The organism is Chloracidobacterium sp. (assembly GCA_015075585.1).
Classification (GTDB): Bacteria; Acidobacteriota; Blastocatellia; order Pyrinomonadales; family Pyrinomonadaceae; genus OLB17.
On the sequence record JABTUB010000002.1, the window covers coordinates 288,045 to 301,198 of the forward strand.

Below are 13,154 nucleotides of genomic sequence, written 5' to 3' on the forward strand. Positions count from 1 at the left end.
GCCGTACGATACGGCGGCCCATTTCTCAAAGATTTCCGAACAGCTAAGGCCTGACATCAGGAGACTCGACAAAGCGCGGCAGGGTAACTTTCTGGTTAAGGTAAACGCCGAACTCGGTACCCGATTTTACGGTTGCCTCTTCGCCCTTTGTGTAGCGCTCGCCAAGAAATCCGCCACCGGCGCCAAGCAGGCCGCCGATGAGAGCTCCCTTGCCGCCGCCGATAGCCGCACCGATAATGGCGCCGCCCGCAGCGCCGCCGCCGTACCAGATCAGTTTCCGGTGAGCCATCTTATCGCCGGACGCGGTCCCTTCGTTATCACTCTTTGCCGTCTTGGTGTCGAGGTCGGTAAGCTGGCCGTTGATCGCCCGAACAGAACCGTTGGGCAGCCGAACGGAAACAAAACTGACCGACAACGCCCCCGGCTGGCCTTTTTTGCTTGCCTTCTGAACGGCATCAACATTGCCGTTCAGCGTGCTGCCCGTCGGGATAACGACGACACCCGTCGAGGAATAAACAGGCTCAGTTACCGTTGCCGTGAATTTTGTGCCCACGGTCGCTGTCTTGGACGTAAGTGTTTGATTCAGCCGTGAACGTATGATCGTGCCGGCCTCGACCGTATAAAGCGGGATCGTCGCCTTTGGGGTTATGACCTTCTTTTTGGTAACAACTTTTTTCTTTAGAACCGGCCTTCGCTTTTGCGCCGACACGCTGCCGGAACCAACCGTCAGAACCAGTGCGGCCAACGCCGCAACGATGTGAATTTTATTGAATATCTTCATTATCAACCTCTTATCTCGATCGACCTCAATGGCGGCTCGCATCTCCGCCACGTTTAGAATGTTAACTGACCGCAACGGTTGCCTTTCAACCGCCGATGTAAGAAAAATCTACCACTTTCTCCGTCCAAAATAAAAAGTTCTGCATTTTTCTGAAATATCGGTGCATTAGAACTGTACTCAAAGCGTTAGAGATAGTTCACAACCTAAAGACTCGATGACCCTCGGCCATATGCCGGGGGTCAGTCAGTTTAGAGCTGAGGTTTAACAATATTTTGCACGGGGTGAAGAAGACAATGCCGTTGACCATGCCGACCATTCTCTTGTTTGGATTAAATCTCCTCGACGCTTTGCTGACAATCGTTTGGGTAAGAAGCGGCGTGGCGACCGAAAGCAATCAGCTGATGGCCGCACTGCTTGATATCGGCAACGCTCCGTTCCTGGCCGTTAAGATCGCGATCGGCGCCGTTGCTGCCATCGTATTGATGCGCTGGGGCAACCGTCCGCTGGCACGCTACTGCCTTGCAGTGGCTCTTGCCGTCTATATCGGCCTCATGGCAGTTCACGCATTCACCGGACTTGCGGCATTCGGTTATGTCTCCAACGCATTTATCGAGAACATGGGCAGATTTCATGCCGATGTCGTCTCAATTTTCGCCTGAGTGCGGGTCAAGATATCCGAAACTCGAAACATCTCGGCATCGTATCCTAAAGCACAACCGCGCGCTCGCAGGCGTGCATCAAAGTCTCTGCTATTGCTCATAGCTGTGAGGAAGTGCATTTATGTCGAAAAGATCAGTTTACCAATTGTCAGGCAAGCAGTTGATACTGCTTGCGCTGTCGTCGGCGTTGATCACCGTCGGGGCGACAGCTCTTATTTATAATTACGGCCGCGCCGTCCTCGACAAACACGGGGCCGATGCCACGCTTGCGGAGTCAACTCCGCCGCCAACCATTTCTGACCCTTCAAAGGTTACCGACGAGCAAAATAATATTGAGGTCTATCGCGCTATCGCTCCGGGAGTCGCATTTATCAATACAACCACTTACAGCCAGGATTTCTGGGGCGATGTTCAGGAAGGCAAAGGTAACGGCTCGGGTTCGGTCATCGATCAGAACGGCGATATCCTGACCAATTATCACGTTATCGAAGGCGCACAGAAGCTCAGTGTCAGCTTTGGCGGCGATAAGACCTACCCCGCCAGAGTGATCGGCGGCGATCCCGATACTGACCTCGCTGTTATCCGTATCGATAATCCTCCGCCGAACTTAACGGTCGTACCGTTCGGCGAATCGGACACGCTCGCTGTCGGCCAAAAGGTACTTGCCATCGGAAACCCTTTCGGACTTGACCGAACATTGACCACAGGTGTTATTTCGGGCCTTCAGCGTCCGATCCGCGCGCGTAACGGACGCCCCATAGACGCTGCGATACAAACAGATGCGTCGATCAATCCCGGTAATTCGGGCGGCCCGCTGCTCGATAAATTCGGACGGATGATCGGGATCAACTCGCAGATACTCTCGCCGGCAGGCGGTTCGGTGGGCGTCGGCTTCGCCATCCCGATCGGCACCGCAAAGCGGGTTATTCCGCAGCTGCTGCAATATGGTGAGGTTCGCCGGCCAAAGTTAGGGGCTTCGCTTATTAGCGTTGCTGAGGTCTCGGGGCGAGGATATCGTGTGCCTATCGAATCGGGCCTCATAGTTCAGCGTGTTGACGGCTCGACGGCCGGGCTTCGCGGCCTTACCCAGTCGGCTGACGGCGGCGTCGCTTGGGGCGATATCATCGTGTCAGTTGACGGCGAGGCGATGAATTCCGTGGACGACCTGTACCGATATCTCGATAAAAAACAGATCGGCGATACGGTAAATGTCGAGGTCTTTCGCGGCGGCCAACGCGTGACGGTTCCGGTTAAGCTCTCCGCCGGCAGCTCGAAACAGCCGGCACGCCGAGCTGAAGAATAATGATCGAATTGGCTGATTTCTACAATGACGGCACGGGCTGGACGTGCCGTCATTGTGCGCGTGAGCTTGCCGCAGAGGACGATCCTACGGCCCATTCCCGCTTTTACCGCGAAGGCGAAATGGAGACAAAGATCTTTAAGCTTTCATCCGTTGGCCTCGCCAAATGGCTTGACCCGGAGCGTGAAACGCTGATCTGTCCGCGATGCGGCGTTACGGAACGAGTCAATAGGTCGTGATTTTCCGATCGCCGGCCCATGACGTATAATCGGTCAGACAGATGCTCGAAAACGAACTCGATCTGGCCTTAAGCCTCGCAAAACAAGCCTCAGAAGCCATTCTCGAATATTACGCAAAAGATATTGTTGCCGAAGAAAAACTCGGAATTGACGACCACTACGAACCCGTTACCGATGCTGACCGCGAGGCAAGCCGCATCGTCGTCAACGGCATTGCATCCGTTTTCCCCGATGACGCCGTACTTTCCGAGGAAGAGACCGATGAGACCACCGCACGCCTGAAAAAGAGCCGCTGCTGGATGATCGATCCGATCGACGGCACGGCCGGTTTTGTGGCAAAAGACGGTGATTTTGCTGTCCAAATTGGGCTTGCGATCGGCGGCGAGCCGGTACTGGGCGTTGTCGCAATTCCCTTTTACAACGAGGTACAGTGGGCAGTGAAAGGGTGCGGAGCGTTCCGTTCCGTAAAAGGATCGTCGCCCGCGGTCATGATGACCTCGCCCGAAGCCGAACGGTCTCGGATGGCGATGGTTGCCTCGCGGCATCATTACGGCAAACGCCTTGACCGTATCGTCGATCATTTCGGCATCGCGACGATCGTTAGGCGAGGCTCGGTCGGCCTAAAGACCGGGCTGATCGCATCGGCAAAATGCGACATCTACATCAATCCGGGGCGTCGTACTAAATTCTGGGATACATGTGCCCCGCAGATCATTCTGACCGAGGCAGGCGGCCGACTAACCGACCTATTTGGCGAACGTATCCGCTACGATCGTAAAGACGTTCAAAATCACAACGGCATTCTTGCCACGAACGGACGCTCTCACGAATTGATCGTTCGTGAACTTCAGCCGCTGCTTCGGGAATTCGGCCGCGAGCGAGTTGAATAAGATCGGAGCAGGCCATTGTCCGGCTGTGTTAAGATGCACCTATGAAGTTCCTCCATATCGCTGATGTGCATCTAGGCTGCACGCGGTATCAGCTGGCTGAAAGCCCGCGCGATTTCTTCGATGCGTGGGTCGATGTCCTCAAGCGATACGGCATCGAGGAAAAGGTCGATCTCGTCGTCATCGCAGGCGATTTCTTTCACAAGCGTTCGGTTCCGCCCGAAGCCATGGATCATGCCGTCGAAGGACTCACGATGCTCCGCGATGCCGGAATTCCGGTAATAGCGGTCGAGGGCAACCACGATCAGAAATACCTCGACAGCAAGTTCAGTTGGCTTCGCTCGCTTTCAAAATGGGGACTGCTGAAGCTGCTCGAACCGAAAAGCACAGGCGATGAAATGATCTATGAGCCGTGGGACGAACAGCTAAGGCAAGGCGGCTATATTGACGTCGGGCGGGCAAGGATATTCGGCTCGGATTGGTACGGAACGATGGGCAACGTCGCCATTCCGATGCTCACGCGTGCGATCAAGCAAACGCGACGCGAAGGGGCATTCCACATTTTGCTTCTGCATACTGATGTAGAGGGCCATCAAGTACATCCTATTCCGGCCCTTTCGGCGGATGCCCTTAACCAACTGAAAACCGCCGTCGAATACGTCGCGCTGGGCCACACGCACAAGCACTACGAGATCGACAATTGGGCATTCAATCCCGGCTCGATCGAGATAACGAACATCTCCGAGCACCGCGAAACGCGAGGTGCATTCATTGTCGATGTAGATGCAGATAACCACGTGACGGCTCATCACGTATCGGATTATGTTCACAGACCGTTCCAGCAGCTTATCTTTGCGGTCGATGCGTGCGAGACGGGTGCGGATGTGGCCGACGGCGTCCTTGAGCTGGTAAGACGCGACGCGCTGAGTGCGGTCCCGGGCAAACCGCAGCCGATCATTGAAATATCACTGCGCGGGCGCCTCGGGTTTCCTAATTCAACGATCGATATGTCAAGGCTGCGCGACGACATAAAAGCTATGACCAACGCGCTCCACGTTCGAATAAAGAATCACACGATCCCCGTCGAATTCAAGGATTTGGCGGATGACGGCGATGATCCGGCACGCGAGCATCTCGAGCGGCGCGTTATCGACGGCCTTGTCCTGCACGACAATCGGTATCGTGCCAGGGCAGAAGCCGTAGCCGACGCAGTTATCGGGGCAAAGCGAATGGCCCTTAGCGATGAGCCTGCCGAGAAGATCGCCGAATTCATCAGCCAGATAATAGTACCGAAATAAGAGCTATGCGCGGAGCAGTTCATCGCAGATCCGTGCGGCAGCATGGCCGTCCCACAGCGGCGGGATACTCGCCTTGCGGCCCGAGGCCGCCAATGATTCCGCCGCCGCGGAACGGATCTTATCAGGATCCGTGCCGACAAGGACGTTCGTACCAAGCTCGATGGTTACAGGACGCTCGGTATTCTCACGCAGCGTAAGGCACGCTATACCGAGTGCGGTCGTTTCCTCCTGCAAACCGCCGGAATCGGTCAGCACAAGCCGTGCTCCGCTGTAAAGACGCATAAAATCGAGATAACCGAGCGGCTCGATAAGCTTGATCCCTGAACGTTCGATGCTTGCACCGACACCGAACTCGTCGATCCTCGCTCTGGTTCGCGGATGAGCCGGAAAAATGAGCGGCAGGTCATTCGCAACGTCTGTCAGTGCATCAATTAGCGGAAGAAAAGTCTCGGCAGAATCAACATTTGACGGGCGATGAAGCGTTATAACGCCGTATTCCCGTCCTTCGACGCCGAGATCCGCACGTATTGTTGAGCGTTCCGACAACTTGAGATGAGCAAGCAGCGAGTCGATCATCACGTTGCCCACGAAGCGGATCTTTTCAGCGGGAATGCCTTCATTCTTAAGATTCTCATCGGCATCCTGTGAGGTCGTGAGCAGCAGGTCAGAGATCGAATCAGTCAAAATCCGGTTGATCTCCTCTGGCATTGTGCGGTCGCGTGAACGCAAGCCGGCCTCGACATGAGCGACCTTTATGCCGAGCTTTGCAGAGACCAGTGCGCAAGCGATCGTCGAGTTCACATCACCGACGACGACAACCCAAGAAGGCTTTTCCTCGGCCACTACCGGCTCGAACTCGGTCATTATCTTTGCGGTCTGAACCGCATGCGAACCGGAGCCGACACCGAGATAAACATCAGGCCGCGGCATCCCGAGGTCGGTAAAGAACGAATCCGACATCGCTGCGTCGTAATGTTGGCCCGTGTGTACGATCTTTACGTCAAACTCACCGCCGCGCCGCTTCATTTCGGCGTAGATCGGGGCGATCTTCATAAAATTCGGCCGCGCACCGGCGATGAGTAGAACTTTGATCAATTTTTTTGTAGCTTTGTGTTTCCTATTCGTGCATCCGCGGCAGATGACGCTCTCGCCGCCAAGATCGACCGCTAATTTTGAGCCGCTGCCCGCCGCGTAAAAACTTCACCATTATAGAACAGTTCCCGCCGCCTGCACCGCGGATAATTCACAAACGAACGACCCTCGCCTTACAGGAACCGCGCACGTCGCTCGTCAGGGCATTTCGTGTATCGACCACAAGCGAAGCCAGATCGCAGACACGGCCGTAATCAACCGTTGAATGCTCGGTGCAAATTATCACGCAATCCGCTTCAGAGAGGAGCTCGTCAGAAAGTTCCCGGTTATGAAGCGGTTCGCCGTCACCGATCGTGTAGGCGTGATCGAACGTAACCTCCGGCACGAACGGATCGTGATACACAACATCGGCGCCGTCAGAGCGAAGCAGATCAATGATCGATAACGCAGGCGACTCGCGCATATCGTCAATATCCTTCTTATACGCGACGCCGAGGATCAATATCTTTGAGCCGTTGACAGCCTTTTTACTTTCATTAAGTGCGGTCGAAACTAGCTCGACAACGTAATTCGGCATTGTCGAATTTATCTGCTCGGCAAGTGAAATGAACTGTGAATCAAACCCATGCTGGCGTGCCTTCCACGAAAGGTAGTGCGGATCGAGCGGGATGCAGTGCCCGCCGATCCCCGGTCCCGGAAAGAACGGCATAAAACCGAAGGGCTTTGTCGCCGCCGCACGCACAACCTCCCATGTATCGATCCCGAGCGCGTTGCAGAGCTTTGCCATCTCGTTGGCCATCCCGATATTTATCGCCCGGAAGGTGTTCTCCCAAAGTTTTGCCGCCTCAGCCACTCGAGCCGACGAGACAGCATGCACGTTCTCGACGATCTGACGATAAAGGAACGCGGCGGCTTCCGTGGAATCTTGGCTGACACCGCCGACGACCTTGGGAATGTTGTGCGTCTGGAATTGCGGATTGCCGGGATCGACACGTTCGGGAGAGAACGCAAGAAGAAAATCTTTGTCGACCTTGAAGCCCTTCTCCTCGAACATCGGCAACAGGACCTCATCGGTCGTACCGGGATACGTCGTGGATTCAAGGATGACCAGCTGGCCGGTGCGCATATATTTCTGCACTTCGCCGCCCGCCGTCAAAATGAACGACATATCAGGGTCTTTCGTCTTTCGCAGCGGCGTTGGGACGCAGATAATGATCGCGTCACACTCGGCCAACAGGCTGAAATCGGTCGTTGCCTTTAGCTTGCCCGAGCTGATGCACCGCGCGACCGTTTCCGAGCTGACGTCAACAATGTACGAGCGTCCTTCATTGATAGCGGCGGCCTTTGCCTCATCGACCTCGAAGCCGACAGAATCGAATCCTTTCAAAGCGAATTCGACAATAAGCGGTAAACCCACATAGCCGAGACCAATAACGCCGACACGCGCATCTTTACTGTTGATGCTTGAGAGCAGAGCTTCCTTTATCATAAATGATCGTTCCGAAATGGGAAATTTAGGGTCTAAATTATGGGCGTAGCACCCTGCGTAATACTATTAGAATTAATGTTCGCGGTCAATATCTGTCCAAACCGAGCATTTGCAAGGCGTTGATTTGGGACCCTGCATCAATATAAAATAACGCTAATTCACGTGAGATACCTAACGCGCCTCACAACAACTGAACATACGACGCCGAACGGCGACAACTTCGGCGCCGAACACACGAGAACTTTTTGATTAGAAAGATCGACGCTGATCAATTATGACCCCTGAGAGCGGTTCAAGTAATCCCGTTGTTCGTGCAGTTCTAGGCGGCGGAGCACCTCGCCCCGCAATGGTCGCTGCTTCGAAAGGCATACTGCCGCTGCCGCAGCAAGATCTGCTCGAGATCCTTGTACATCTTGCCGCAAGTCCGGATGAAGAACTCCGCATAAACGCCATCTCGACCCTCGGCCAACAGGATGTTGCGTCGCTGACCGCTGAGCTTGCCTCCTCCACGATCTCGCCTTCAGTTTTGAACTATTACGCAGACACGCTTGGCCAGCCAACGGCCTTGGTCGAGGCCGTACTCGCGAACGCCAACACGCCTGTCGAGACGATCGTAAAATTCGCACGCACGGCACAGGACGGTCCGCTGCTCGAATTTCTCGCACTCAATCAGCAGCTGCTCATTCGGAATCCGGACGTCATCGAGGCGCTTCTGTCGAACCCGCACCGAACCGCCGAGGCCGACCGCCGTGCGAGCGAGATACGGAGCGAGTTCTTTGAGAAGGAACGCGGAGCACAGCAGATCGCCGAGGAGCTTCGTGCTCAAGGAAAAGAAGCGGCGGCGGAATTCATCGAGCGATCGGAATTCGCCGAACACATGGAGGCGTCTGGCCTCTCGCTGGATGACGCGATATTCCTCGCGGGCCATATCGAGGTGCTTGACCGCGAAACCGACGATTCATGGCTCGGGCTTGAGTTCATCGAAGAGATCTACGAAGAGACCGAGGATCAGCGACAGGCGACGCTTGAAAAGATACTTGGCGAGATCGCAGCCGAAGATGACGAGGTCTCGAGTGAACGCATCTCGATGATCAACAGGGTCATGAAGATGGGTGTTAAGGACCGCGTCAAACTTGGTATGAAAGGCGACCGTGAGGCACGCAATATTCTTATACGCGACCCGAACAAGCTGGTTTCATCGGCAGTGGTGAACAATCCTAAGATCACCGAGCAGGAGATCGAAATGATCGCCACGATGCGTTCGATCTCAGAGGATATCCTTCGCCAGATCGCGATGAACCGACAATGGTCACGCAGCTACACGATCGGTCTTAATCTGGTAAAGAACCCGCGTACGCCGCTCGCCAATACGATGACGATAATGAATAAACTGCAGCTCCGCGACCTGATGGGCCTTACAAAAGACCGCAACGTCCCCGAAGCCGTTCGGCGGCACGCGACAAGGCTGGTTACAGCGCGTTCCGGCAGGCGATGACGGCTTTATGTCCGGAAATACCATCTGCAGGCCAAAAAAAAGAATATTTACACTTCGGCATTTGTTTGTCATAATGTCAGCTTGCAAAAAGTACTATTTGTGGTCGGTTAATTTATTTCAACGGAGGCATTCCAAATGAAACGCTTAGGAGTTCAACGATTATTTGCAGCAACGCTCGCGATCGCAGGTTTAACTTTGGCGGCCTTCGCTCAACTGGCACCGGTTACTGCCGAAATGCAGAAAAAGGCGGCCTTCGAGCGGCTTATAGAAAAGGCCGCGGCCGGTAGCGTACGCGTGATCATCGGACTAAAAATGGATCCGCTGCCGCCCGGTGAACTCAAAGGTGCGAGGCTCGAACAGGAACATCTGGCGGTCAGGCGTGTACAAAATGCCTTCCTGAACAAGAATACGTCTCTTCGCTCGGATAAGAACCTTTATCTATTTGATTATATTCCGTTCTTCACGGCGTATCTCGACGGGGACAGCCTCCGCGATCTTGCGTCGGATGACAGCATAGCAAGCATCGAAGAGGACAAGATCGAAGACGCAACATTGGCCGAAAGCGGCCCGATCGTCTCAGCTCCCGCCGCGTGGGCCGCAGGCTTCACAGGCAGCGGTTATGCGGTGGCCGTGCTGGATACCGGTGTTATGAAAACACACAACTTCCTTACCGGCAAGGTCATTTCCGAAGCGTGTTATTCAACAAATAACAGCGCCGCAATAAGCGTCTGCCCCGGCGGCGTTACTGATTCGACCGCCGTCGGTTCAGGCGTTAACTGCGATGCGGCTGTCAGCGGCTGCCCGCACGGAACTCATGTCGCAGGGATAATCGCGGGTGTCGGATCAAGTTTTAACGGTATCGCTAAAGGCGCAAATATTATCGCGATCCAAGTATTCTCAAAGTTCACCTCGCAAACAGATTGCGGCACTGCGACCGCACCTTGCGCCCGTTCTTATAACTCCGATCAGATCAAGGGCCTTGAACGCGTTCTTGCCTTGAGCGGCACATACAATATCGCCTCGGTGAATATGAGTCTTGGCGGCGGACAGTATTTTTCAAATTGTGACAGCACTGAAGCGGCACGAAAAGCCGCCATCGACAACCTTCGATCGGTCAAGATCGCCTCAGCTATTTCTTCCGGCAACAGCGGTTACACGAATTCGATGGGAGCTCCCGGATGCATATCCTCGGCGGTAAGCGTTGGTTCGACCGATGACGGAAGCTCGGGCGTCGGACTTGACGTGGTCTCAAGCTTTTCGAACAGTGCCTCCTTTTTGAATCTGCTTGCACCGGGCCGATGGATATTGTCGTCGGTTGCCACGACAAACGGTTCGACCACAACCTATCAGAATTATTCCGGCACATCGATGGCGGCTCCTCACGTTGCGGCGGCATTTGCCGTCCTTCGACAGAAGAAGCCGTCTGCCTCGGTCGATCTGATCCTGAATGCCCTGACAGCCACAGGGCAGCCGATCCTGGATACGAGGAACGGCATCACAAAACCGCGTATCAATGTATATGCCGCTCTGAACGCACTCAGCAAGAAAGCCCCGTTCGACTTTGACGGCGATTCGCGCACCGACCTGGCGATCTTCAGGCCGTCCGTAAGTGAATGGTGGTGGCAGCGTTCCACGAACTCGACTACCGGTGCGGCAACATTCGGCAGTTCTTCGGACGTGATCGTACCGGCTGATCACACAGGCGACGGCAAAACCGACATCGCCGTATGGCGTCCGTCGAACGGCACTTGGTACGTGCTTCGAAGCGAGAATTTCTCGTACTATGCGGCGCCTTTCGGCGCCTCGGGCGACATTCCCGCTCCCGGTGACTTTGACGGCGATAATAAAGCCGACACGGCTGTTTTCCGTCCTTCGACAGGAACTTGGTATATCAACCGTTCGAGCGGCGGAACGGATATTGTGAATTTCGGCGTTTCAACGGATAAGCCGCTTGTCGGTGATTTTGACGGTGACGGCAAGTCCGATATCGCGATATTCAGGCCGAACGGCACGAACGGAGCCGAGTGGTGGGTTCGCCGCAGCACCAACGCGACCGTCTTCGCGGCCCAGTTCGGCATTTCGACGGACAAGGCGGTGCCCGGCGACTATTCGGGCGACGGCAAAGCTGACTTTGCGGTATGGCGTCCGTCAAACGGCACTTGGTATGTGCTGCGAAGCGAGGATCTCAGCTATTATGCGTTCCCTTTCGGCGCGAATGGCGACCTGCCGGTTCCGGGTGATTACGACGGCGACGGTAAAACGGATGGAGCTGTATTCAGGCCGTCGAACTCAACGTGGTACGTCAACAGGTCAACCGGCGGAACGCTCATTCAGGCCTTCGGCACCTCGGGTGATAAGCCGCTGCCGAATGCGTACGTCCGTTAGCTTGCTGACTTAGACCTTTGATCGGCCGCAAAGACCGGCGTGTCTTTGCGGCCGTTATATTTTGTGATGCCTTCGTTTATCGCTAAATGTCGAACAACGCTCGAAATGATCAAATTCGAGCACACGCTGTTCGCACTTCCTTTTGCATTCCTCGGCATGGTACTCGCCGCAGAAGGCCTGCCTACGTTTTGGCAGTTCGCATGGATAACTGCCGCGATGGTCGGAGCACGTTCGGCGGCGATGACCTTTAATCGCATAATTGACCGTACTATCGACGCGAAAAATCCGCGTACCGCATCGCGCGAACTGCCATCAGGCAAGCTCACGGTCGGATTTGCGTGGACATTCTTCGCTGCTGCCCTGCTTCTCTTTTTGACCTCTGCATTTATGCTGAATCGGCTGACGTTCATGCTCTCGCCGGTAGCATTGCTTTTCATCCTCGGCTACTCCTATGCAAAGCGCTTTACCGAACTCGCACATCTTCTGCTCGGAGCGGCACTCGCGATCTCACCCTCAGCCGCATGGATCGCCGTACGCGGCACACTCGACGATGCCGTGCCGATCTTACTTTCGGTATTCGTAATGATATGGGCCGCCGGATTTGACGTACTTTATGCGTGCCAAGATCATGACTATGACCGCAAAGCAGGCCTTCGTTCGATCCCGGCGAGGTTCGGCATTCGCCACGCCCTTTGGATCGCCCGTATGTTTCACTTCCAGGCGTTCATCGTGCTTTGCTTGCTGTGGCTGATAACCGGAATGTCGTGGGTGTCGCTGATCGGCGTTGTCGGGATCGCTATCCTGTTTGCGTATCAGCATTCGCTCGTTAAGCCGAACGATCTTTCGCGTATGAACGCGGCATTCTTTACAACGAATGCTTTTGTCAGCGTGATCTTGCTCGTAACATTTGGCGGAGCGGTATTCCTGACGCACTGAGTAAGCAGCGGCGGTTCATTGGCTAAAATGCCATCGAGGCTGCCATTTCGAGCCTCAATTCGTCGTCAGGATTTAGGAAATACGACATCCGCGCAGCGATCGCCCGTGCTCGTCTCTTTATAGATCCGGCATTTTCGCCGTCGAAGTACTTATCAACACACTCATCAAAAATGGCGACCCACCGCTTGAAATGCTCTGCCGTCAGCGGCTCTTTATCATCCAGCAGTTTATGGACGTAAAGAGGGCTTCGGCCGTATTTCTGATACGCCCTTGTCCCGAAAAGAAGCGTCTCCCAGAAATCTCCGATCACCGGAAGGTGATGCTCAAGATCGAGCATTGCAACCTCTGTGAACAGATAACCGATCATTTCGTCGCTCATGGCGCGCGAGTAGAACTCCCGCATGAGCAGATCGATATCTTCCCTGTTCAAAATATCCTGTTTCATTGATCGATAAACAAAAACACCCTAACGAACTGCTCGCGTTTGCCCGTGCAGCCCGCACAACGTGTCTGTTTCAATGATAACCATTGACCCGCAAAAGGTCATCCGCAGACGCAGGAATGCGGCGGCAGGATCGTTGAACACCTGCCGC

General features: G+C 54.7%; 12 protein-coding genes. 8 read left to right on the forward strand and 4 right to left on the reverse strand.

From position 1 onward, the window contains the following. Positions 1-43: 43 nt before the first annotated feature. On the reverse strand, positions 44-781 hold the full coding sequence (locus HS105_10360) for a hypothetical protein (GenBank protein MBE7516995.1): 738 nt from the start codon (positions 779-781) through the stop codon (positions 44-46). A gap of 293 nt (positions 782-1,074) precedes the next feature. Here HS105_10360 and HS105_10365 point away from each other — a divergent pair, with 293 nt between their 5' ends. The 5 genes from HS105_10365 (at position 1,075) to HS105_10385 (ending at position 5,164) form a co-directional block, all read left to right on the forward strand. Beyond that, positions 1,075-1,440 carry a hypothetical protein gene (locus tag HS105_10365; protein ID MBE7516996.1) on the forward strand — a complete coding sequence of 122 codons (366 nt, stop codon included), beginning with the start codon at positions 1,075-1,077 and terminating at the stop codon, positions 1,438-1,440. 121 nt (positions 1,441-1,561) lie between these two features. Further along, positions 1,562-2,743, forward strand: a complete 1,182-nt coding sequence (locus HS105_10370) for a trypsin-like peptidase domain-containing protein (protein MBE7516997.1) — start codon at positions 1,562-1,564, stop codon at positions 2,741-2,743. After that, a complete protein-coding gene (locus HS105_10375) occupies positions 2,743-2,979 on the forward strand; it encodes a hypothetical protein (protein MBE7516998.1) in 237 nt (78 codons plus the stop codon). The genes HS105_10370 and HS105_10375 overlap by 1 nt, the downstream gene beginning before the upstream one ends. A gap of 41 nt (positions 2,980-3,020) precedes the next feature. Continuing rightward, positions 3,021-3,869: a 3'(2'),5'-bisphosphate nucleotidase CysQ gene (locus HS105_10380; protein ID MBE7516999.1), complete on the forward strand. Its 849-nt coding sequence runs from the start codon at positions 3,021-3,023 to the stop codon at positions 3,867-3,869. A gap of 41 nt (positions 3,870-3,910) precedes the next feature. Further along, on the forward strand, positions 3,911-5,164 hold the full coding sequence (locus HS105_10385) for an exonuclease SbcCD subunit D (GenBank protein MBE7517000.1): 1,254 nt from the start codon (positions 3,911-3,913) through the stop codon (positions 5,162-5,164). A gap of 3 nt (positions 5,165-5,167) precedes the next feature. Here the strand turns inward: HS105_10385 and wecB are convergent, their stop codons facing one another. Continuing rightward, on the reverse strand, positions 5,168-6,259 hold the full coding sequence (gene wecB / locus HS105_10390) for a UDP-N-acetylglucosamine 2-epimerase (non-hydrolyzing) (protein MBE7517001.1): 1,092 nt from the start codon (positions 6,257-6,259) through the stop codon (positions 5,168-5,170). A gap of 148 nt (positions 6,260-6,407) precedes the next feature. Then, a complete protein-coding gene (locus tag HS105_10395; protein ID MBE7517002.1) occupies positions 6,408-7,745 on the reverse strand; it encodes a nucleotide sugar dehydrogenase in 1,338 nt (445 codons plus the stop codon). A gap of 274 nt (positions 7,746-8,019) precedes the next feature. Here HS105_10395 and HS105_10400 point away from each other — a divergent pair, with 274 nt between their 5' ends. The 3 genes from HS105_10400 (at position 8,020) to HS105_10410 (ending at position 12,561) form a co-directional block, all read left to right on the forward strand. Next, positions 8,020-9,240, forward strand: a complete 1,221-nt coding sequence (locus HS105_10400) for a hypothetical protein (protein ID MBE7517003.1) — start codon at positions 8,020-8,022, stop codon at positions 9,238-9,240. Between the two features lie 135 nt (positions 9,241-9,375). Then, a complete protein-coding gene (locus HS105_10405) occupies positions 9,376-11,625 on the forward strand; it encodes a S8 family serine peptidase (GenBank protein MBE7517004.1) in 2,250 nt (749 codons plus the stop codon). A 66-nt stretch (positions 11,626-11,691) separates the two neighbouring features. Next, positions 11,692-12,561: a UbiA family prenyltransferase gene (locus tag HS105_10410; GenBank protein MBE7517005.1), complete on the forward strand. Its 870-nt coding sequence runs from the start codon at positions 11,692-11,694 to the stop codon at positions 12,559-12,561. Positions 12,562-12,583: 22 nt separating this feature from the next. Here the strand turns inward: HS105_10410 and HS105_10415 are convergent, their stop codons facing one another. Then, positions 12,584-13,006 (reverse strand): group III truncated hemoglobin, encoded by a 423-nt coding sequence (locus tag HS105_10415; GenBank protein ID MBE7517006.1) that lies wholly within the window; start codon positions 13,004-13,006, stop codon positions 12,584-12,586. Between the last annotated feature and the right edge of the window lie 148 nt (positions 13,007-13,154).

What these genes read in the sequence shown, in the direction of transcription:
- HS105_10360 (MBE7516995.1), bottom strand. Translation starts at nt 781, where the DNA reads ATGAAGATATTCAATAAAATTCACATCGTTGCGGCGTTGGCCGCACTG.
- HS105_10365 (MBE7516996.1), top strand. Translation starts at nt 1,075, where the DNA reads ATGCCGTTGACCATGCCGACCATTCTCTTGTTTGGATTAAATCTCCTC.
- HS105_10370 (MBE7516997.1), top strand. Translation starts at nt 1,562, where the DNA reads ATGTCGAAAAGATCAGTTTACCAATTGTCAGGCAAGCAGTTGATACTG.
- HS105_10375 (MBE7516998.1), top strand. Translation starts at nt 2,743, where the DNA reads ATGATCGAATTGGCTGATTTCTACAATGACGGCACGGGCTGGACGTGC.
- HS105_10380 (MBE7516999.1), top strand. Translation starts at nt 3,021, where the DNA reads ATGCTCGAAAACGAACTCGATCTGGCCTTAAGCCTCGCAAAACAAGCC.
- HS105_10385 (MBE7517000.1), top strand. Translation starts at nt 3,911, where the DNA reads ATGAAGTTCCTCCATATCGCTGATGTGCATCTAGGCTGCACGCGGTAT.
- HS105_10395 (MBE7517002.1), bottom strand. Translation starts at nt 7,745, where the DNA reads ATGATAAAGGAAGCTCTGCTCTCAAGCATCAACAGTAAAGATGCGCGT.
- HS105_10400 (MBE7517003.1), top strand. Translation starts at nt 8,020, where the DNA reads ATGACCCCTGAGAGCGGTTCAAGTAATCCCGTTGTTCGTGCAGTTCTA.
- HS105_10405 (MBE7517004.1), top strand. Translation starts at nt 9,376, where the DNA reads ATGAAACGCTTAGGAGTTCAACGATTATTTGCAGCAACGCTCGCGATC.
- HS105_10410 (MBE7517005.1), top strand. Translation starts at nt 11,692, where the DNA reads ATGCCTTCGTTTATCGCTAAATGTCGAACAACGCTCGAAATGATCAAA.
- HS105_10415 (MBE7517006.1), bottom strand. Translation starts at nt 13,006, where the DNA reads ATGAAACAGGATATTTTGAACAGGGAAGATATCGATCTGCTCATGCGG.